Origin of the sequence: Streptomyces montanisoli (genome assembly GCF_017813245.1) — a bacterium.
Taxonomy (GTDB): domain Bacteria; phylum Actinomycetota; class Actinomycetes; order Streptomycetales; family Streptomycetaceae; genus Streptomyces; species Streptomyces montanisoli.
Genome location: NZ_JAGIQL010000130.1, coordinates 1 through 19,111 on the forward strand (window position 1 = coordinate 1; position 19,111 = coordinate 19,111).

The 19,111-nt window shown below is 72.4% G+C and carries 19 protein-coding genes and 2 rRNA genes; 16 read left to right on the plus strand and 5 right to left on the minus strand.

Features of this window, described 5'->3' with window-relative positions; genetic code table 11:
- The 10 genes from JFN87_RS24920 to JFN87_RS24965 all read left to right on the plus strand — a co-directional run.
- A 23S ribosomal RNA gene (locus tag JFN87_RS24920) occupies nt 1-129 on the plus strand; the annotation flags it as partial.
- Between the two features lie 80 nt (nt 130-209).
- Nucleotides 210-326, plus strand: a 5S ribosomal RNA gene (gene rrf, locus JFN87_RS24925).
- An 85-nt stretch (nt 327-411) separates the two neighbouring features.
- Nucleotides 412-1,086 (plus strand): HAD family hydrolase, encoded by a 675-nt coding sequence (locus JFN87_RS24930; RefSeq protein WP_209343351.1) that lies wholly within the window; start codon nt 412-414, stop codon nt 1,084-1,086.
- A gap of 23 nt (nt 1,087-1,109) precedes the next feature.
- Nucleotides 1,110-2,363: an MFS transporter gene (locus JFN87_RS24935; RefSeq protein WP_209343352.1), complete on the plus strand. Its 1,254-nt coding sequence runs from the start codon at nt 1,110-1,112 to the stop codon at nt 2,361-2,363.
- Nucleotides 2,323-3,504 carry an acetoin utilization protein AcuC gene (locus tag JFN87_RS24940; protein ID WP_245181197.1) on the plus strand — a complete coding sequence of 394 codons (1,182 nt, stop codon included), beginning with the start codon at nt 2,323-2,325 and terminating at the stop codon, nt 3,502-3,504. Before JFN87_RS24935 ends, JFN87_RS24940 begins: the two co-directional genes overlap by 41 nt.
- Before the next feature lie 297 nt (nt 3,505-3,801).
- Complete coding sequence (locus JFN87_RS24945) at nt 3,802-4,617, plus strand: phosphatase (protein ID WP_209343353.1); 816 nt, start codon at nt 3,802-3,804, stop codon at nt 4,615-4,617.
- Between the two features lie 128 nt (nt 4,618-4,745).
- A complete protein-coding gene (locus tag JFN87_RS24950; protein WP_030911328.1) occupies nt 4,746-4,958 on the plus strand; it encodes a helix-turn-helix domain-containing protein in 213 nt (70 codons plus the stop codon).
- A 121-nt stretch (nt 4,959-5,079) separates the two neighbouring features.
- Nucleotides 5,080-5,178: a 30S ribosomal protein bS22 gene (locus JFN87_RS24955; protein WP_003948845.1), complete on the plus strand. Its 99-nt coding sequence runs from the start codon at nt 5,080-5,082 to the stop codon at nt 5,176-5,178.
- A 236-nt stretch (nt 5,179-5,414) separates the two neighbouring features.
- Nucleotides 5,415-6,542 (plus strand): NAD-dependent epimerase/dehydratase family protein, encoded by a 1,128-nt coding sequence (locus JFN87_RS24960; RefSeq protein ID WP_209343354.1) that lies wholly within the window; start codon nt 5,415-5,417, stop codon nt 6,540-6,542.
- Between the two features lies 1 nt (nt 6,543).
- A complete protein-coding gene (locus tag JFN87_RS24965; RefSeq protein WP_209343355.1) occupies nt 6,544-7,596 on the plus strand; it encodes a lysophospholipid acyltransferase family protein in 1,053 nt (350 codons plus the stop codon).
- A 37-nt stretch (nt 7,597-7,633) separates the two neighbouring features.
- On the opposite strand, the gene JFN87_RS24970 is transcribed toward JFN87_RS24965, so the two are convergent.
- Nucleotides 7,634-8,413: an NAD(P)H-dependent oxidoreductase gene (locus JFN87_RS24970; RefSeq protein ID WP_209343356.1), complete on the minus strand. Its 780-nt coding sequence runs from the start codon at nt 8,411-8,413 to the stop codon at nt 7,634-7,636.
- 155 nt (nt 8,414-8,568) lie between these two features.
- On the opposite strand from JFN87_RS24970, the gene JFN87_RS24975 reads away from it, so the two are divergent.
- Nucleotides 8,569-9,441, plus strand: coding sequence for a helix-turn-helix transcriptional regulator (locus JFN87_RS24975; RefSeq protein WP_209343358.1), 873 nt, complete (start codon nt 8,569-8,571; stop codon nt 9,439-9,441).
- On the opposite strand, the gene JFN87_RS24980 is transcribed toward JFN87_RS24975, so the two are convergent.
- The 4 genes from JFN87_RS24980 to JFN87_RS24995 form a co-directional block, all read right to left on the minus strand.
- Nucleotides 9,399-9,947, minus strand: a complete 549-nt coding sequence (locus JFN87_RS24980; RefSeq protein ID WP_209343359.1) for a GNAT family N-acetyltransferase — start codon at nt 9,945-9,947, stop codon at nt 9,399-9,401. The genes JFN87_RS24975 and JFN87_RS24980 overlap by 43 nt on opposite strands.
- 81 nt (nt 9,948-10,028) lie before the next feature.
- Nucleotides 10,029-11,273: a DUF5667 domain-containing protein gene (locus JFN87_RS24985; protein WP_209343360.1), complete on the minus strand. Its 1,245-nt coding sequence runs from the start codon at nt 11,271-11,273 to the stop codon at nt 10,029-10,031.
- Between the two features lie 228 nt (nt 11,274-11,501).
- Nucleotides 11,502-12,350: an ECF subfamily RNA polymerase sigma factor, BldN family gene (locus JFN87_RS24990; RefSeq protein WP_209343361.1), complete on the minus strand. Its 849-nt coding sequence runs from the start codon at nt 12,348-12,350 to the stop codon at nt 11,502-11,504.
- 358 nt (nt 12,351-12,708) lie between these two features.
- Nucleotides 12,709-13,677 (minus strand): HAD family hydrolase, encoded by a 969-nt coding sequence (locus tag JFN87_RS24995; protein ID WP_209343362.1) that lies wholly within the window; start codon nt 13,675-13,677, stop codon nt 12,709-12,711.
- Between the two features lie 158 nt (nt 13,678-13,835).
- Here JFN87_RS24995 and JFN87_RS25000 point away from each other — a divergent pair, with 158 nt between their 5' ends.
- From JFN87_RS25000 to JFN87_RS25020, 5 genes are all read left to right on the plus strand, one after another.
- The gene (locus JFN87_RS25000; protein ID WP_209343363.1) at nt 13,836-14,156 is read left to right on the plus strand and encodes a glutaredoxin family protein; all 321 of its coding nucleotides are present in this window, start codon (nt 13,836-13,838) and stop codon (nt 14,154-14,156) included.
- 229 nt (nt 14,157-14,385) lie between these two features.
- Nucleotides 14,386-15,183 (plus strand): redox-sensing transcriptional repressor Rex, encoded by a 798-nt coding sequence (locus JFN87_RS25005; protein ID WP_209343364.1) that lies wholly within the window; start codon nt 14,386-14,388, stop codon nt 15,181-15,183.
- Nucleotides 15,180-16,517, plus strand: coding sequence for a glutamyl-tRNA reductase (locus JFN87_RS25010; RefSeq protein ID WP_209343367.1), 1,338 nt, complete (start codon nt 15,180-15,182; stop codon nt 16,515-16,517). The genes JFN87_RS25005 and JFN87_RS25010 overlap by 4 nt, the downstream gene beginning before the upstream one ends.
- Nucleotides 16,514-17,506 carry a hydroxymethylbilane synthase gene (hemC, locus tag JFN87_RS25015; RefSeq protein WP_209343369.1) on the plus strand — a complete coding sequence of 331 codons (993 nt, stop codon included), beginning with the start codon at nt 16,514-16,516 and terminating at the stop codon, nt 17,504-17,506. The genes JFN87_RS25010 and hemC overlap by 4 nt, the downstream gene beginning before the upstream one ends.
- Nucleotides 17,503-19,111: bifunctional uroporphyrinogen-III C-methyltransferase/uroporphyrinogen-III synthase (locus JFN87_RS25020; protein WP_209343372.1), on the plus strand; the 1,609-nt coding region annotated here is incomplete at its 3' end. The genes hemC and JFN87_RS25020, both read left to right, overlap by 4 nt.

The window sequence follows — 19,111 nt, forward strand, 5'->3', positions numbered from 1 at the left end:
TTCGAGATGAGGACTCCCACCCACTTGATGGGGTAAGGCTCCCAGTAGACGACTGGGTTGATAGGCCGGAGATGGAAGCCAGGTGACTGGTGGAGTTGACCGGTACTAATAGGCCGAGGGCTTGTCCTTAGATGTTCGCGTCCACTGTGTTGGTTCTGAAACCACGAACAGCCGTGATGTATATACCGGTGTTCCATGTTTCATAGTGTTTCGGTGGTTTTAGCGTAGGGGAAACGCCCGGTTACATTCCGAACCCGGAAGCTAAGCTCTACTGCGCCGATGGTACTGCAGGGGGGACCCTGTGGGAGAGTAGGACGCCGCCGAACAATACGTTGCAAGAAATTCGGGGAGGCCCGCACCACAGGTGCGGGCCTTTTCGCATTTCCCCACCGGCCAATTAAGGTCGGATCCATGCGCTATGACCTGATCATCTTCGACAACGACGGCGTTCTCGTCGACAGCGAGCCGATCTCGAACACGATCCTCGCCGCTTACCTCACCGAGCTGGGCCACCCGACCTCGTACGAGGACTCGCTGCGCGACTACATGGGTGCTGCCGTGCACCGCGTGCACGATCTGGTCATGGAGCGCACCGGGCGCAGCCTCCCCGCCGACTTCGACGACACCCTGCACGCCCGGGTGTTCGCCGCGTTCGAGCGTGAACTGGTGCCCGTGGCCGGCGTGCCCGAGGTGTTGGAGGGGCTGAGGTCCGAGGACATCGCGTACTGCGTCGCGTCGTCCGGCAGCCACGAGCGCATCCGCGTCGGGCACCGCAAGACGGGGCTCGACCGGTGGTTCCCCGACGAAATCATCTTCAGTGCCCAGGACGTGGGTCGCGGCAAGCCTGCGCCCGATCTGTTCCTGCACGCGGCCGAGCGCATGGGGGTCGATCCGTCGCGTTGCGCGGTGGTCGAGGACAGTCCGCTGGGGCTCGCGGCCGCGCGCGCGGCGGGGATGGACGTGTATGCCTTCACCGCGATGACGCCCGCGGCGCAACTGGCCCCCGCGTCCGGTCACTTCTCGAAGATGCCCGAGCTGCGCGCGCTCCTCGGGCAGCGGGACGGTGATCGGTCTACCCATCGGTAGCCGTCCGTTCTACGCTTCCCGCCATGACGCAAGCGCGGCTCAGGCACGGTCGGGTCTCCCTCGGTGTGTCCTTCTTCGCCCAGGGGGCCACGTTCGCTCTGCTGGTGACGCGCATCCCCGCGATCCAGGACCGCTACTCCATCTCGGACGGGTTGCTGCCGGTGTTCCTCGCGGCCGTTCCGGTGCTCGCGGGAGTCGGCAGCGTGCTCACGGAGCGCGTGGTGACGCGTGTGCGTCCTTCTGTGGTGCTGCGGTGGCTGCAGCCGGTCGTCATGCTGGCGCTGCTCGGCGTCGGCGCGGGGACGCGGGTGTGGCAGGTCGCCGTGTCCCTCGGGGCGTTCGGGCTCGCGGTCGGCGGGCTCGACGCGTCCATGAACATGCTCGGGGTGAGCCTCCAGCGTGCGTATGGGCGCTCCATCATGCTGGGCTTCCACGCCTCGTACAGCCTCGGCGGGATCGTGGGCGCCTCGCTTGCGTGGGTGGGGGCGCACTGGGACCTTGCGCTGTTCGTCTCGTACCTGCCGGCGGTGGCGGTGCTGCTGCCCGCGGCGCTGATCGGCAGCAGGTGGTATGCGGACGCGGACGCGGACGCGGGTGCGGGCGGCGTCCCCGGCCCGACCGAATCCGGGAGCGCCGTAGCAGGAGATGCCGGAGCGGCGGGGCGCGCGCCGGTGGTGTTCCGTATGCTGCTGCCGCTGTGCCTGGTGATGGCCTTCGCCTACATCGGCGACTCGACGGTGTCCAACTGGTCGGCGAAGTACCTCAAGGACACGCTGGGCAGTTCGGCTGAGCTGGCGACCGTCCCGTACAACGCGTACATGGTGACGACGCTCCTCGGGCGCTCGATCGGGGACTTCGGGGTGCGGCGGTTCGGTCCTGTGACGGTGGTGCGGTTCGGCTCTGTGCTGGCGGCCGCGGGGTTCGCTGTGGTCGCGATCGCGCCCGGCGCGTGGACGGGGATCCTCGGGTTTACCCTGCTGGGTTTCGGGTTGTGCGTGCTGGTGCCGCAGTGCTTCGCGGCGGCGGGCCGGATGTTCCCCGGTGCGAGCGACGCGGCCGTGGCGCGGCTGAACATCTTCAACTACGTCGGCTTCCTGGTGGGATCGCCGCTGGTGGGCGCGCTGGGTGACGCGTGGAGCTACCGGGGCGCGATGATGGTGCCGATGGTGATGGTTCTGGTGGCGTCGCTGTACGCCCGCTCGTTCGGGCGGGTGCCCGCCGGATACGGTGGCGGGCATGACGGGCAAGAGCGGCCGCGCGCTGTTGATGTGGGATGACGCGGTCACGGGTTACAAGTTCGACGACCGGCACCCGATGGATCCGGTGCGGCTCGCGCTGACCATGGGCCTTGTGCGGGCGTACGGGCTGGACGCGGCGGTCGACGTGCGCACGGCGCCCGCCGCGGGGGACTCGACGCTGCGGCTCGTGCACCGGCAGGACTACGTCGACGCGGTGCGCGCGGCGTCCGCCGATCCGGGGTCGGCGGACGGCTCGTACGGGGTCGGGACGATGGACGATCCCGCGTTCGCGGGCATGCACGAGGCGTCGGCGCTGATCGCCGGTCTCTCGGTGGCCGCGGCCGAGGCGGTGTGGCGCGGCGAGCACGCGCACGCGGTGAACTTCACGGGTGGGCTGCATCACGCGATGCCGGGCGAGGCGTCCGGGTTCTGCGTGTACAACGACGCGGCGCTGGCGATCGCGCGGATGCTGGAGCTCGGCGCGGAGCGCGTCGCGTACGTCGACACGGACGTGCATCACGGGGACGGCGTGCAGGCGGCGTTCCGTGAGGACCCGCGGGTGCTGACGATCTCGCTGCACGAGCATCCGCGGACGCTGTTCCCGGGGACCGGGTGGCCGGAGGAGACGGGGTTCGGGGCGGGCGAGGGCAGCGCGGTGAACGTGGCGCTGCCGGCAGGTACGGGCGACGCGGGGTGGCTGCGGGCGTTCCACTCGGTGGTGCCCGAGCTGGTGGCGGATTTCCGTCCGCAGGTTCTGGTCTCGCAGCACGGCGCCGACACGCACTTCGAGGATCCGCTGGCGCACCTGGCGGTGTCGCTGGACGCGCAGCGTGCGGTGCAGTCGGCGTGCCACGACCTGGCGCACGAGCACGCGGAGGGCGGCAGGTGGCTGGCGCTCGGCGGCGGCGGGTACGAGGTGGTGGACGTGGTGCCGCGGTCGTGGACGCATCTGGTGGGCATCGCGGCGCACAGGCCGGTGGATCCGGAGTCGGTGCTTCCGGCGTCGTGGCGGGACGAAGTGTACGCACGGACTCGGCAGTTGGGCCCTGGCCGCATGACGGACGGCAGGACGCCGGCGTGGCAGTCGTGGGAGGCGGGGTACGACCCGGCGGACCGCCTCGACCAGGCGATCAGGGCGACGCGCACGTCGGTCTTCCCGCAACGCGGCCTGCTGGTCTGACCGACCGCCGCGACGCCGCGACGCCGGGTCGCCGACTTCGGGCCGGCCATGAGTGCCGGCAAGGCGGGCCGCCGCGCCTCGCGCCGCCGCGCCGTCGGCCGGGGGCCCCGGCCGCTCTCGTTCGTGTGCGGCGCCCTCGTGCCGGCAGCCCGCTCCGGCCCGGGGCGGGTCCAGTGGCCGCCGGGGGCTCACAGCGCCGCCGTGGGCGTACCGTTCGTGCGGTCGGGCGTTACGCCGACCGTGGGGCTTGTGGCCGTATCGCGGGCGCCGGTGGCCGCGATGCGAAAGCATCGGCGGGTGCTGACTACCGGGGCGCTGCGCGCGCATCTGCTGGCGGCCCGGCTGGCCGGGCCCGTGGCCACGTCGCGGGAGGCGAGCCTGCGCTCGTACCGGATGTTCGCGGCGCGGGATCCGCGTGCGACGCTGGGGCTCGTGCCGCAGCGCGGCTGGCCCGAGCCCGAGCTGCTGCGGCTGATGGCGCGGCGGTGCGGTGTGTCGTCCGATCCGCGCCATGTGGCGGGGCCCGACGTGATCGACCCGCAGCGGACGCTGGAGGCGCTCGACGCGTTCGCCCGGCGGCTCGGGGAGGCCGCGGCGGGCCGGGTGGCCGTGCTGTTCGGGACGGGGCATCCGGACCGGCTGCTGGGTTTCTACGGCGCGCTCGCAGACGCGTTGTCGACGGCTGGATGTGAAGTCCTCATGCCGGCGCAGGGGAGGCGTGTCGACATAGCGACCCGGTTCGGCGTACGCACGTACCGCCTGGAGTATGTGGGAGGCGTGGCGTTGGTGCGTGAAGCGGGAGTGCGGTGCGCCGGGAGTGAGACCGGCGCACACTCCCATTCGCCCCTGCCGGTGCGGGTGGCGCTGGAGGCCGCCGCGGCGGCCGGTGGCCCGTTGCCCGGGCTCGTCGTCGGCGACCACGGGTGGGTGTGCGGCGCAGGTCAGCTCGGTGTCGAGACGCTCGCGGTGGCCGACACGGACGATCCGGCGGTCTTCGTCGGCGAAGCGGAGGGCCGGGTCTCCGTCGCGGTGCCGCTCGACGACGCGGCGTGCGCCGCCTCGTACGGTCCGCTCGTACGCTATGTGCTCAATAGGGCCTGTTTGGCACGGTAATGAGCCGGGGGGTGCTCCTCTTCCCCACTCGTACCACCCGCCCCTACCCTGGGTTGTGAGCGCACAGCGACGAAGAGTCACCGGAGGGGAAGCCGGGGGCCGTTGCGTGCGGAAGGTACAGGTGGGTCATGGCTGCTGGCAGCGAGAGGCCTCTCAACGAGGTCAAGTTCCTTACCGTGGCGGAAGTCGCCTCGGTGATGCGAGTGTCGAAGATGACCGTGTACCGGCTGGTGCACAGTGGTCATCTGCCGGCGATCCGGGTGGGCAGGTCCTTCCGGGTCCCGGAGCAAGCGGTTCACGAGTACCTCCGGGAGTCCTACGTGGGGGTGGAAACAGCCTGACGGTACCGCTCGGCGTCCCTCGGATTACGTCCGTCACTCGGCGGCGGGTAGGGTGGCCCTTCGTAGGTCGTGTGGGCCCAGACGCCCCGCACCGAGTGAGAAGAAGTGAGCGAGGGTAGTCGTGGGCTCTGTAATCAAGAAGCGGCGCAAGCGGATGGCCAAGAAGAAGCACCGCAAGCTGCTCAAGCGCACGCGCGTGCAGCGTCGCAACAAGAAGTGAGCGTGTCCCCGCGCGTGACGCGGGGACGTTGCCGTGCCAAACGGCACGCTGTTCGCCGTGGCGGCCTTTCCACCGGATAGGTGGAGGGGCCGCCATGTCGTATGTCCGGCATGTCGTGTGCCCGCCTCGTCGCATGTTCGGCATGGTGCATCTCGGGCATGGTGCATGTCCGCAAAGCTGTGAGCCGGTGAGCTCCCGCGTCCTCGGAGCTCGTCCCGTGAGGAAGGGCGCTTTCCGTGGGCAGAGTGGTGCTCGTCACCGGAGCCGCCAGGCAGCTCGGCGGCCGTCTCGTGCGGCGGCTGGTCCGCGATCCCGGCGTGGAGCGGGTCGTCGCCGTCGACGCGGTGGCGCCGGGACACGCGCTGGGCGGCGCGGAGTTCGTCCGCGCGGACATCCGGCGGCCCGCCCTGGCGCGGGTGCTCGCGCAGTACCGCGTCGACACGGTCGTGCACACGGACGTGACGGGCACGGCGCTCGGCGGTGGCAGCCGCGCCTCCGTCAAGGAGAGCAACGTCATCGGCACGATGCAGCTGCTCGGCGCCTGCCAGAAGTCGCCCGGTGTGCGGCGGCTCGTGGTGAAGTCGAGCACCAGCGTGTACGGGTCGGCGCCGCACGACCCGGCCGTGTTCACGGAGGCCACGCCGGTGCGTTCGCTGCCGAGCGGCGGGTTCGCCAAGGACGCCGTCGAGGTCGAGGGCTACGTGCGCGGTTTCGCCAGGCGCCGGCCCGACGTCGCGGTGTCGGTGCTGCGGTTCGCGAACATCGTGGGGCCCGCGACGGACACCCCGCTCGGCGAGTACTTCTCACTGCCCGTGCTGCCGACCGTGTTCGGCTACGACCCGCGGCTGCAGTTCGTGCACGAGGACGACGTCATCGACATCCTGCTGCTCGTGGCGGACGAGGAGCGCAGCGGTGCGCGCGGCAGCGGCACGTTCAACGTGGCGGGCGACGGGGTACTGCTGCTGTCGCAGTGCGCTCGGCGGCTCGGCAAACCGACGGTGCCGGTGCTGCTGCCCGCGGTGACGTGGCTGGGTTCCGCGCTGCGGACGGCGGGCGTCACGGACTTCGCGCCGGAGCAGATCAGGCTGCTGACGCACGGCAGGGTCGTCAGCACGGCCCAGATGCGCGAGACGCTGGGGTTCTCGGCCTCGTACTCGACGCCTGACGCCTTCGAGGACTTCGCGCGGGGCCGCGGCGAGGGGCTGCTGCCGCCCCGGGCGGTGGGCGCGGCCGTGGACCGGCTGTCCTCGGTGGCGGGCAGGGCCGCGGGCCTGGCCGTGAGACGCCGGGCGGGGTTCGTGGAGTACGACAGCGGCGACAGCGGTGACGGCGCGGGCGACCGCGCGGGCAAGGAGCGCGACTGACATGGCCGATGCCAAGGTGATCCCGTTCGGCGAGGGGAGCGGGAAGCGCCCGCGAGGGCGGGGCGCGGGGCGCCCCGGCGGCCACGGGCGCGAGGACGGCCACGGCCGGGGGGAGGGGAGCGCTGACGGCCGGCAGCGCCCGCCGCTGCGTCCTGTGCCCGAGCCGGGGGCCGCGGGCTCCGGCGGTGACGGCGGCGCGGAAGCCGGTGGGCGGCCGGACTGGGAGCAGCGGATCGCGCGGGGCCTGGCGTTCCTGCGGCGCCGCGTGACGGGCGAGTACGAGGTCGACGACTTCGGCTACGACGAGGACCTCACCGAGCAGGTCCTGATGTCGCTGATCAGGCCGGTGTACGAGAACTACTTCCGCGTCGAGGTCAGGGGAGTCGAGAACATCCCGTCCGAGGGCGGCGCGCTGGTGGTGGCCAACCACTCGGGCACGCTGCCGCTCGACGGGCTGATGATGCAGGTCGCGATCCACGACCACCACCCGGCGGGGCGCCGCCTGCGGCTGCTCGCGGCGGACCTGGTGTTCACGCTGCCCGTCGTCAGCGAGCTGGCACGCAAGGCGGGCCACACGCTCGCCTGCACCCAGGACGCGGAGGAACTCCTCGGCCGCGGCGAGGTCGTGGGCGTGATGCCGGAGGGCTTCAAGGGGCTCGGCAAGCCGTTCGGCGAGCGGTACAAGCTCCAGCGCTTCGGCAGGGGCGGCTTCGTCTCCACGGCCCTGCGCGCCGGGGTGCCGATCGTGCCGTGCTCGATCGTGGGGGCCGAGGAGATCTACCCGATGCTGGGCAACTCGAAGACGCTGGCGCGGCTGCTGGGGATCCCGTACTTCCCGCTGACGCCGACGTTCCCGTGGCTCGGGCCGCTGGGCGTGCTGCCGCTGCCGACGAAGTGGACGATCCAGTTCGGCGAGCCGATCGCGACCGACGGGTACCCGCCGGAGGCGGCGGACGACCCGATGCTGATGTTCGACCTGACGGACCAGGTGCGCGAGCGGATCCAGCACACGCTCTACACGCTGCTGGTGGACCGCGGCTCGGTCTTCTTCTGACGCCCTCTGACGCCGCCGGCCGGCCCACCGTGGGCGCTCAGGGCCGCACGTGCAGCCCGAAACCGCTGCGGCCCGCGGGCTCCAGGCCCTCCTTGAGTCGCAGCGAGGGGATCTCGTAGTCGCCGAGGTTCTGCGGCCGGAACGCGATCGGCTCGGTCGACTCCAGGGTGAGCAGCCGCTGCTCCCAGGCCTTGGCCACGTCCGGGAAGTCCTCGCCGGTCATCCGGTCGGCGCCGTACACCACGAACGGCGGCAGCACCTCCATGCCCGGGTAGTAGAAAATGCCGTGCTGGATCGGGAACAGCAGGTCGTGGATGGGGCCGTTGATCCCGCGGTCGGCGTAGTGCGGCTCAAGGCCGCCGGTCGTCACCGACAGCAGGGCCCTCCTGCCCGCGAGGGTCCCCTCGCCGAAGCGCTCGCCGTATCTGGTGTCGCTGTGCTCGCCGACGCCGTACGCGAAGTGGTACGTGAACACCCGGTCCACCCAGCCCTTGAGGATCGCGGGCATCGAGTACCACCACAGCGGGAACTGGAAGACGACCGTGTCGGCCCACAGCAGCTTCTCCTGCTCGGCGCGGACGTCCGGGGTGAGCGTCCCCGCGTCGAAGGCCCGGCCCGAGTCCGCGGCGACCTTCAGCGGCGTCGAGGCGTCGGCGCCGTAGTCCGCCGCGTCCACGACCGCCTTCCAGCCCATCGCGTACAGGTCGCTGACCCGTACCTCGTGCCCGGCTGCCTCCAGCGTGGACACAGCGAGGTCCTTCAGCGCGCCGTTGAGCGACGCGGGCTCCGGGTGGGCGTGAACGATGAGCGTCTTCACGGGGACTCCTTCGGATCGGTGGCTTTCGACATCGGGTGTCTTCGATCCTGCGCGCCGCGGCGCCCCGCGTTCAGGGGCGCTTCTTCCGTCGGACGGGACTTCCTGGTATCGGCAGGGTCACCTTCGCGCGCCCCGCCGTGCCCATACTGGGGTGCATGGACGATCTCGCGGGCTTCCTCAGGACCCGGCGTGCCCGGGTCGATCCGGCGGCCGTCGGCGTCGCCACCGACAGCCGCCGGCGGGTCGCGGGGCTGCGCCGCGAGGAGGTCGCGCACCTTTCCGGGGTGAGCGTCGACTACTACGTGCGCCTTGAGCAGGGCCGGGCGACGCAGCCGTCCGAGCAGGTACTCGACGCGCTCGCCCGCGTCCTCGGCCTGGACGAGACCGAGCGCGGGCACCTGTGCCGGCTCGCCCAGCGCCGCCGCTCCCCGAAGGTGCCCGGCGGGCGGGTGCGGCCCGAACTGCTGCGCGTCCTCGACCTCGTCGGCGAGACCCCCGCGCTGATCATGGACCACCGCCTGGACGTACTCGCGGGCAACCGCCTCGCCAGGCTCCTGCACGGCCGGCCGATCCCGGGGCTGAACACGGCCCGGCACATCTTCCTGGAGGAGGCCGGGCACGGCCTGTACGCGGACTGGGAGAAGTGCACGCTCGACGTGGTCGGCCACCTTCGCCTGGCCGCGGGCAAGTACCCGGAGGACCCCCGTCTCGCCTCGCTCATCGGCGAGTTGGCGATGGGCAGTGAGCGTTTCCGCCGCCTGTGGGCCCGCGCGGACGTGCGGGCGCGCACGCACGGGCGCAAGGCGTACCGGCATCCGCTGGTCGGGCTGCTGGAGCTGCACCAGGAGAACTTCGCGCTGCCGGACGAGTCCGGCATGGAGCTGCTGGTGCTGTCCGCGGCGCCCGGCAGCCCCACCGAGGACGGGCTGCGCCTGCTCGCCGGCCTGGGCGACGACGCGGACGTACGGCCGGTGGAGGCGAGCCGTCAGGCGGACGGGCCTGGCGGCGTCCACACGCCGAGCCACTGATCGGCGTCATAGGCCCGGAAACGCTCGACCTCGGCGAAGCCAAGACGCGCCGCGAGCCGCATCGAGCGTGCGTTGGCCGTCTGGGTGCGCAGCGCGACCGGCTCGCCGGGGCGCTCGCCGGCGAACCAGTCGAGTGCCGCGGTGCACGCCTCGGTGCCGTAGCCGCGTCCCCAGGCCTGGGGGAGGAGCAGGTAGCCGAGTTCGGCCTCCGCGACGTCCGGGCAGGTGTGCTCCTTGCCCTCCGCCTCGAACCGGACGAGCTGGACCATGCCGATCATCGTCGCGTCGCGTTCGATCACGAAGAGGCCGGGGCGGCGCCGTGCTTCCTCGGGCAGCGTGCGTTCGAGTTCGTCGCGTGGGCGGGGGCCGCCCAGGTAGGTGTGCACCTCGGGCGAGGCGAGCAGGTCGATGAAGGCCGGGGTGTCGCGGTCCTCTCGTTCGCGGAGCACGAGCCGCTCGGTCCTCATCGGGGCGGGTGGCCAGGCGACGGAGCCGAGTTCGGTCATGGCGGGTAACCTACCGCAGCACATGCACGAGGGTGGCGGCCCCGAGTGGGGAGCCGCCACCCTCGGGTGCGGAGCGTGCCGCTACTGGTCCGCGTCGTGCCCGTCGATGCCGAGTCCGGGCAGGAGCCCGGGCAGCAGCGGCGGGATCGTCACGTCGGGCTCGGGGGCGCCCGGCGCGTCGTCCTGCGGCGGCGCGGACGGGTCCGTCGCCCCCTGGGACGGCGGGTCGACGAGGCCGCCTGCGGCGCCGCCGAGCAGGCCGCCCTTCTGGGACGAGCCCGCGGAGCCGTTCGAGCCCGACGGGGACGGTGTGCCGTGGCCGTCGGTGCCGCTTTGCCGGTTGCTCTCGCCCGAGCTCGGGGTGGCGGACGAGGGCTTGCGGTGCTTGCCGGTGCCCGGCGAGCCGGTGGCGGTGGAGTCCCCGGACGCGCCGGCGCCGGGCCGCTGCCGCACGGGCCGCGGCAGCTTGGACTTGAGCGGCGCGACGTCCTCGTCTATGGCGACGAAGACCGAGTTGACCTGGTCGCCTACGTCGGTGAGCTGTACGGGCAGCTGCCCGCGCAGCCCCTCCCACGCCTGGCGGTGGGCGGCGGCGAACGACGACAGGGTGGCCATGGGCGCCAGCGAGCCGTTCTTCTCGTATGCCGCGTGCAGCAGCCGGTGGCCCTCCGAGGCGTCGTTCTTCATCCCGGTCAGGGTGCGGCGGATCTCCGCGAGCGACTCGTGGTCGAGGGAGCCGCCGCGGCCCCGTTCCATGAGTCTTCGCGCCTCCGAGAGCCGCGTGGACGCATGGTCGAGGTACAGGCCGCCGCGCGCGGAGTCGTTGTCCGCCAGGTCGAGCCTGATGTCCTCCATGCCGCGCTTGAGCCCGTACAGCGAATCACCGGGCAGTGCGTCGGAGCTGGCAGCGGCGACTCCGCTGAAGGCGCCCGCCGCGACACCGACCGTGAGGCCGCCCGCGGCGAGACTCTTCGACCAACGGGACCTCGGCCGCAGCCGCCCCAGGGGTGACGCCCGGTGCGCTCCCCTCGGTGTCCGCTGCTCCGGCACCGTAGGGCCCGCTCCCAGGCCGGCCGCGCCCTCCTGGACCATGGCCTGCATGGCGGCCACGAGCTGGGCCCGCTGCACCACCTTGACCTCCGGGTCCAGCGCCGGCTTCGGCACTGCTCCGAGGCCGTTCGCCAGGCCCAACAACCGCCCCTGCTCGGCCGGTTCTGCCGGGTCGGCGGACTCGGCCTGCGGCGTCGTCGAGCCGCGGTCGGTCCTGTCTTCCAGGGCCTGGGCGAAGGCGTTCGCCCGCCGGTGTGCCGAGACGTTCGCGATCACTGGCGGCACCTCCTCTCGTCATGACGGTCGACTCCCCTGGGGGTCCGGGTCGGGATCGCCCCCCGTCCACGGGGGTCACAGGGAGCCTGCATCCCGCACAACGAGCGGCCCGGCACTTGGGTTACGCGCGGGAATCTCCCGATTCGGAGCGTCGATGGGTCATCAACGGAGCGTGATAACACGGGCGTTGATGACCGCTCGCCGGCCGGCGCCGGCCGGCCGCCCCGCTCAGCGCGCGTCGTCGGGCAGCAGCCGGGCGAGCGTCCGTACGGCGCGGTACTGGAGGGTCTTGATCGCTCCCTCGTTCTTGCCCATGACACGGGCGGTCTCGGCGACCGAGAGGCCCTGGAGGAAGCGGAGCGTCACGCACTCCTGCTGCTGCGGGTTGAGCCTGCGCACGGCTTCGAGCAGGGCCGCGTTGGAGAGGGACTCGAGGACGGAGTCCTCCGGGCTGCGCTCGACCTCGTTGGCGTCCAGCATCTCGCCCGTGGTCACTTCGAGCCGGAACCTGCTGGACTTGAAGTGGTCGGCGACCAGGTTGCGCGCGATCGTGACCAGCCACGCGCCGAAGTCGCGGCCCTGCCAGGTGAACGTGGAGATCCGGCGCAGGGCGCGCAGGAACGTCTCGCTGGTGAGGTCCTCGGCGGTGGCCCGCCCGCCGACCCGGTAGTAGATGTACCGGTAGACGGTGTCGCTGTACTGGTCGTACAGCTTGCCGAAGGCCTCGGCCTCGCCGGCCTGGGCGCGCTCGACCAGCTCCATCATGCGGCCGCTGTCGCTGTCGGCGGTCGGCCGGCGCGCGGTGGCCGTGGCGGTGCCGGACGCGCTGCGGGCGCGGCCGCTCCGTCTGCCGACCGCGGCGCCGCCGCTCGCGAGGGCATAGCAAGGTCCGGCAGGGCCGCTCACGGCAGTGGCCGGGACGGCTGCTGCGGCGAAACCGGTGGAAACGGCGGAAACGGTGGACACGGCAAGAACGGGGACGGCGTACGCGGTGGGGACAAGACCGCGCAAATGGTCGAGGACCGTTGCGCGCAGCGTAGCCAGGCCCGAGGCGTCAACCCCGACGTGTGGGTACACGGGACTCCCAGAGGCAGAGCTTCCATCACGTGCAGTGCGGGACCTTTCACCCATCGTGGCGATGTGTGGGGTCCGTTATGCGTCTGAGGAGAATAACGCTTCGTGCAGGGCGTGCTACACCCAGTTGCTAAAATCACCGGTTAGGTCGCTTCGGTGACGGCTCCCCGATGGTTCCGGTAGCGGATGGTGACCGATTACTGACCGGATCGCGCCAAGATCTGATCACCATGGCGATGACGTGGGGCGTGGCGGGCTCCGCCCATCGGACAGACCGCCGATATTCGCACGAGTGGTGTGACCCGCGGCACATTCCCCGGGGGCCTCACGCACCCCGGGCGTTGCGCGGCCCGGCGGGCGGTCAGCGCCTGCGGCGGTGCAGTGCGACGGCGGCGGCCGTGCCGCCCGCGAGCGCGCCGACGCCTGCGGCCGCCGGGATGCCGACGCGCGCGGCCTTGCGGCCCGTGCGGTAGTCGCGCAGCCGCCAGCCGCGCTCGCGCGCGTGCTTGCGCAGCTTCGCGTCGGGGTTGATCGCGTGCGGGTGCCCGACGAGGGAGAGCATGGGGATGTCGTTGTGCGAGTCGCTGTAGGCGGCGCAGCGCGCGAGGTCGAGCCCCTCGGCCGAGGCGAGCGCGCGGACGGCCTCCGCCTTCGCGGGCCCGTGCAGCGGCTCCCCGACGAGCCTGCCGGTGTAGACGCCGCCGACCGACTCGGCGACGGTGCCGAGCGCGCCGGTCAGGCCGAGCCTGCGCGCGATGATCGTCGCGGTCTCCACGGGCGCGGCCGTCACGAGCCAGACGCGCTGGCCGGCGTCGAGGTGGGCCTGGGCGAGTGCGCGCGTGCCGGGCCAGATGCGGTCGGCCATGTACTCGTCGTAGATCTCGTCGCTGATGGTCATCAGCTCGGCCACGCTGTGGCCCTTGACGATGGACAGCGCGGAGTCCCGCACGTCCTGCATGTGGTCGGGGTCCTCGACGCCCGCGAGCCTGAACCACGCCTGCTGCCAGGCGAACCTGGCCAGCTCGCGCCGTTGGAAGAACTTCCGCTTGTACAGGCCCTTGCTGAGGTGGAAGATCGCGGCGCCCTGCATCACGGTGTTGTCGAGGTCGAAGAACGCGGCGGCGCGCACGTCGCCGAACACCGGGAAGTCGGGGACCCGTTCCTCGGGGGCCTCCACGAGGGTCTCCGGGGGCTCCGCCGTCTCGGGAGGCTCCGCGAGCGCGACGTCGGCGGTCGACTTGCGTGCTGCCTCCGCGGCGGCCTCGCCCGCCAGGACGCTCCTGGCTGTGGCGGAGCGCCTGCGCGGAGTGAGCCATCCCCATGCGGCCATGTGGTGAGCATAGCCAGTCCGTTCGGCTCTCCCGTCGCGAAGGGACGCCCGGGAGGTGAACGCCCGCTGTCCGATGTGTTCATCAGCACATACGAGGAACACAGCTTGGCTGTGGACAACCGGCGGGCCGCGGTGGCGTGCGGGCGGAGAATGGCGTCATGACTCCTCTGATGCGGCGCAGGAAGAAGGACGGCGACGGCGACGGCGAGGACCGGGGCGCGGGGGCGCGGGCGGCGCGCGTGCGCACGGTGACGCTGCTGTCCAAACCGGGCTGCCATCTGTGCGACGACGCGCGCGCGGTGGTGGAGCGGGTGTGCGCGCAGACGGGCGCGAGGTGGGAGGAGAAGGACATCAACGAGGACGAGGCGCTGCGCGAGGCCCACTGGGAGCAGATCCCCGTGGTGTTCGTCGACGGCGAGCAGCACACGTTCTGGCGGGTCGACGAAGCGCGGCTGCGCCGTGAGCTGGCCGGGTCCTGAGTCCGCGCGGTCCGGGCCGCGGGCGGCCGCGTGCCCGGATCGGGGGCAACGGTGTGACCTCGCCGTTGGTTCCGCCGGCCGGCGATCAAAGCGCGTGACCCCGGTCACTTTGGTCGGACAAAACGGACACCATCTTTGTGCACGCGTTCACAAAGACATAGCCTGCATTCGACGGGGCGGCCACCCAACGCACGACCGCCTGCAACCCCGCTCATCCCGCAGGAGCACCGTGGCAACTGGCCGAACGCACCGACCGGCGACGCGCAGTCGTGGCATTCCCGAGGCCACCGTCGCCCGGCTCCCGTTGTATCTGCGGGCCCTGACCGGACTCTCCGAGCGCTCGGTGCCCACGGTCTCCTCCGAGGAGCTCGCGACGGCCGCGGGGGTCAACTCCGCGAAGCTCCGCAAGGACTTCTCCTACCTCGGCTCCTACGGCACGCGCGGCGTCGGCTACGACGTCGAGTACCTCGTCTACCAGATCTCCCGCGAGCTGGGCCTCACGCAGGACTGGCCCGTCGTCATCGTCGGTATCGGCAACCTCGGCGCGGCGCTCGCCAACTACGGCGGGTTCGCCTCGCGCGGGTTCCGGGTCGCCGCGCTGATAGACGCCGACCCGGCCATGGCGGGCAAGCCCGTCGCGGGCATCCCGGTGCGTCACTCCGACCAGTTGGAGGAGATCATCCGGGACAACGGCGTCTCCATCGGCGTCATCGCCACGCCGGCCGGCGCCGCCCAGCAGGTGTGCGACCGGCTCGTGGCCGCCGGGGTGACGTCCATCCTCAACTTCGCGCCGACCGTCCTGTCCGTGCCCGACGGCGTGGACGTGCGCAAGGTAGACCTCTCCATCGAGCTGCAGATCCTCGCCTTCCACGAGCAGCGCAAGGCCGGCGAGGACGTGCGGGACGTGGCCGCGCCGCCGCCGACCACGGTCGCGCAGGACGGCGCCTCGTCCCGCCCCGCGGGCGCCGGTGCGCGCACCGACCGCGAGGGACCCGACGACGAGCTGCCGGCGGTGATGCCGGCATGAGCCTCCTCGTCGTGGGCCTGAGCCACCGCAGCGCCCCCGTCAGCGTCCTCGAGCGTGCGTCGCTCCCGGCGGACGCCCAGGTCAAGCTGTTGCAGGACAGCCTGGCGGCGGAGCCCGCCGCCGAGGCGGCCGTCCTCGCCACCTGCAACCGCATAGAGCTGTACGCGGACGTCGACAAGTTCCACGCGGGCGTCGCCGAGCTGTCCATGCTCCTCGCGCGGCACAGCGGCGTCGGGCTCGACGAGCTCACCCCCCACCTCTACGTGCACTACGAGGACAGGGCCGTACACCATTTGCTGTCGGTTGCCTGCGGCCTCGATTCCATGGTCGTGGGCGAGGGGCAGATCCTCGGCCAGATCAAGGACGCCCTCGCGCTCGGCCAGGACCTGCACACCGCGGGACGCCTGCTCAACGACCTGTTCCAGCAGGCGCTCAGGGTCGGCAAGCGCGCCCACAGCGAGACGGGCATCGACCGCGCGGGCCAGTCGCTCGTCACGTTCGGGCTCGAACAGCTCGCGGGCGCCGACGGGATCTACGCGTGGGCCAGGGGCAAGCGCGCCCTCGTCGTCGGCGCCGGGTCCATGTCGTCGCTCGCCGCCGCCACCCTCGCCAGGGCGGGCGTCGCCGAGATCGTCGTCGCGAACCGCACGGCGGCCAGGGCCGACCGGCTCGTGGAGATCCTCCAGCAGCCCGGCGGCACCGGCGTGCGCGCCCGCGCCGTCGAGATGGCCGCGGTCGAGCGCGAGCTCGCGGCCGCCGACATCGCCGTGTCCTGCACCGGCGCCACCGGCCTCGTCCTGACCGGCGACGCCGTGCACGCCGCCGCCGACGCGCGGTCGGACGCCGCCAGGCTCTTCCTGCTCGACCTCGCCATGCCGCGCGACATCGACGCGGTCGCCCACCGCGTCGACGGTGTCACCTTCGCCGACATCGAGACCCTCGCCGAGGCGTCCGCCGACGCGCCCATGGCCGCCGACGTCGACCGTGTGCGCGCGATCGTCTCCGAGGAGGTCGCCGCGTTCGGCGCCGCCCAGCGCGCCGCCCACATCACGCCGACGGTCGTCGCGCTGCGCGCCATGGCCGCCGACGTCGTCAGCAGCGAGATCGCCCGCCTCGACAGCAGGCTGCCGGGCCTTGACGCCAAGGAGCGCGCCGAGATCACGCGCACCGTGCGGCGCGTCGTCGACAAGCTGCTCCACGCGCCGACCGTGCGCGTCAAGCAACTCGCGGCCGAGCCCGGCGGCGCCGGGTACGCGGACGCGCTGCGCGAGCTGTTCGACCTGGACCCGCAGACGGTCGCCGCCGTCAGCCGCGCCGACAGAGGCCAGGCATGACGACGACACCCACCACTCACGTACCCGAGGGCGCCGCCCGGCCGCTGAGGCTCGGCACGCGGCGCAGCGCGCTCGCCAAGGCGCAGTCCCAGCGCGTCGCCGACGCCGTCGCCGCACACGCGGGGCGTCCCGTCGAGCTCGTCGAGATCACCACGTACGGCGACAGGAGCCGCGCGCACCTCGCGCAGATCGGCGGCACCGGCGTCTTCGTCACCGCCCTGCGGGACGCGCTGCTGCGCGGCGACATCGACTTCGCGGTGCACTCCCTCAAGGACCTGCCGACGGCGCAGCCCGAGGAGCTGGTCATCGCCGCCGTGCCCCGCCGCGAGGACCCGCGTGACGTGCTCGTCGCGCGCGACGGGCTCACGTTCGACGCCCTGCCCGACGGCGCCCGCGTCGGCACGGGCTCCGCGCGCAGGTCCGCACAGCTCCTCGCCCACGCGCGCGGCATCGGCCGCGCCATACGGATCGTGCCGGTCCGCGGCAACATCGACACCCGGATCGGCTACGTCCGCGGGGGAGAGCTCGACGCCGTCGTGCTCGCCGCCGCGGGCCTGAACCGCCTCGGCAGGAGCGGCGAGGTCACCGACGCACTGTCGGCCGGCACCGTCCTGCCCGCCCCCGGCCAGGGGGCGCTCGCTGTAGAGTGCGCCGCGGTCAACGTAGACCTCGCCGCCTTGCTCGCCGAGCTCGACGACCCGGGCACCCGGGTCGCCGTGACCGCCGAGCGGTCTCTGCTCGCCGCCCTGGAGGCCGGCTGCACTGCTCCCGTGGGAGCACTCGCCGACCTGCTGGCCGACGGGCAGATTGTCAACGAAATGCGCCTGCGTGGCGTCGTCGGCACCGCCGACGGCTCGACGCTCGTGCAGCTGTCCACCACCGGTCCCGTACCCGTGTCGCACCAGGACGCCATCGCGCTCGGCCGCGAACTCGCCTCCGAGATGCTTGCCAAAGGTGCGGCCGGTCTTATGGGGGAGCGAGCACTTTGAGCCCCACCACGACTGACCTTCCGGCCTACTCCGCATCGGGGTACGTCACCTTCCTCGGTGCCGGACCCGGAGACCCGGGCTTGCTGACTCTGCGCGCCGTCGAGGCGCTTGCGGGGGCGGACGTACTGATCGCCGAGCCCGAGGTGCTCGACGTCGTACGCACCCATGCCCGCGCCGGTGTGAGCACGCCCGCACTGACGGTTGTTGATGATGCGTCAACAGCCGCCGGTATCCCCGCGATCAGGGATGCCGCCAATCTTGTCATGGAGGCCGCGCGGGGCGGCAAGCGGGTCGTCCGTGCCGTCCCCGGCGACCCGGGGCTCGACGGTGACGCGGGCCGCGAGATGCTGGCCTGCGCCTCCGCGGGCATCCGCTTCGAGGTCGTGCCCGGCATCGCCGCCGCGGTCGGCGTCCCCGCCTACGCGGGCGTTCCGCTTCGGGACGCGCACGGCGCGGACGTCCGGTTCGTCGACGCGCGCACCGCGAGCGACCGGTGCTGGACGGAGGTCGGCGCGAGCGACGCGACGGCCGTTGTCTCCACCACGCTCGACACGGTCGCGGCCGCCGCCGGCGAGCTCGTCGCGGCGGGCCGCAAGCCCGACACCCCCATGACCGTCACGGTCGCCGGCACGACGACGCGCCAGCGCACCTGGACGGCGACGCTCGGCACCATAGCGGTGACGCTCAAGCAGGCGAAGGCGCTGCCGTCGCCCGAGGGGCACCAGCCGGCGATAGCCGTCGTGGGCGAGCGCAGCGCCGCCGCCCAGCGCGATCAGCTCGCGTGGTTCGAGTCCAAGCCGCTGTTCGGCTGGAAGGTCCTCGTGCCGCGCACGAAGGAGCAGGCCGCCTCGCTGTCCGACCAGCTCAGGTCGTACGGCGCGGTACCGCACGAGGTGCCGACGATCGCGGTGGAGCCGCCGCGCACGCCGCAGCAGATGGAGCGCGCGGTCAAGGGCCTGGTGACGGGCCGCTACGAGTGGATCGCCTTCACGTCCGTCAACGCGGTCAAGGCGGTACGGGAGAAGTTCGAGGAGTACGGGCTCGACGCGCGCGCGTTCGCGGGCATAAAGGTCGCGGCGGTCGGCGAGGCCACGGCCGCGTCCCTCGTCGACTTCGGCGTCAAGCCGGACCTGGTGCCGAGCGGCGAGCAGTCGGCCGCCGGGCTGCTGGAGGACTGGCCGCCGTACGACCCGGTCTTCGACCCGATCGACCGGGTCTTCCTGCCGCGTGCGGACATCGCCACGGAGACGCTCGTCGCCGGGCTGATCGAGCTGGGCTGGGAGGTCGACGACGTCACGGCGTACCGGACGGTCCGCGCGTCGCCGCCGCCGGCCGAGACCCGCGAGGCGATCAAGGGCGGCGGGTTCGACGCGGTGCTGTTCACGTCGTCCTCGACGGTCCGCAACCTCGTCGGCATCGCGGGCAAGCCGCACAACGTGACGGTGATCGCCTGCATCGGCCCGGCCACGGCGAAGACGGCGGAGGAGCACGGCCTGCGGGTCGACGTCATGTCCCCCGAGCCGTCGGTGCACAGACTGGCGGAGGCGCTGGCCGCGTTCGGCGCGGCGCGCCGCACGGCCGCGCTGGAGGCGGGCGACCCGGTCA

Bases quoted from the DNA above. Each gene is read 5' to 3' on its own strand.
- JFN87_RS24950 (WP_030911328.1), top strand. From the start codon at position 4,746: ATGGCTGCTGGCAGCGAGAGGCCTCTCAACGAGGTCAAGTTCCTTACC.
- JFN87_RS24980 (WP_209343359.1), bottom strand. From the start codon at position 9,947: ATGACCGAACTCGGCTCCGTCGCCTGGCCACCCGCCCCGATGAGGACC.
- JFN87_RS24975 (WP_209343358.1), top strand. From the start codon at position 8,569: ATGGACGATCTCGCGGGCTTCCTCAGGACCCGGCGTGCCCGGGTCGAT.
- JFN87_RS25000 (WP_209343363.1), top strand. From the start codon at position 13,836: ATGACTCCTCTGATGCGGCGCAGGAAGAAGGACGGCGACGGCGACGGC.
- hemC (WP_209343369.1), top strand. From the start codon at position 16,514: ATGACGACGACACCCACCACTCACGTACCCGAGGGCGCCGCCCGGCCG.
- JFN87_RS25010 (WP_209343367.1), top strand. From the start codon at position 15,180: ATGAGCCTCCTCGTCGTGGGCCTGAGCCACCGCAGCGCCCCCGTCAGC.
- JFN87_RS24930 (WP_209343351.1), top strand. From the start codon at position 412: ATGCGCTATGACCTGATCATCTTCGACAACGACGGCGTTCTCGTCGAC.
- JFN87_RS24965 (WP_209343355.1), top strand. From the start codon at position 6,544: ATGGCCGATGCCAAGGTGATCCCGTTCGGCGAGGGGAGCGGGAAGCGC.
- JFN87_RS24940 (WP_245181197.1), top strand. From the start codon at position 2,323: ATGACGGGCAAGAGCGGCCGCGCGCTGTTGATGTGGGATGACGCGGTC.
- JFN87_RS24935 (WP_209343352.1), top strand. From the start codon at position 1,110: ATGACGCAAGCGCGGCTCAGGCACGGTCGGGTCTCCCTCGGTGTGTCC.
- JFN87_RS24995 (WP_209343362.1), bottom strand. From the start codon at position 13,677: ATGGCCGCATGGGGATGGCTCACTCCGCGCAGGCGCTCCGCCACAGCC.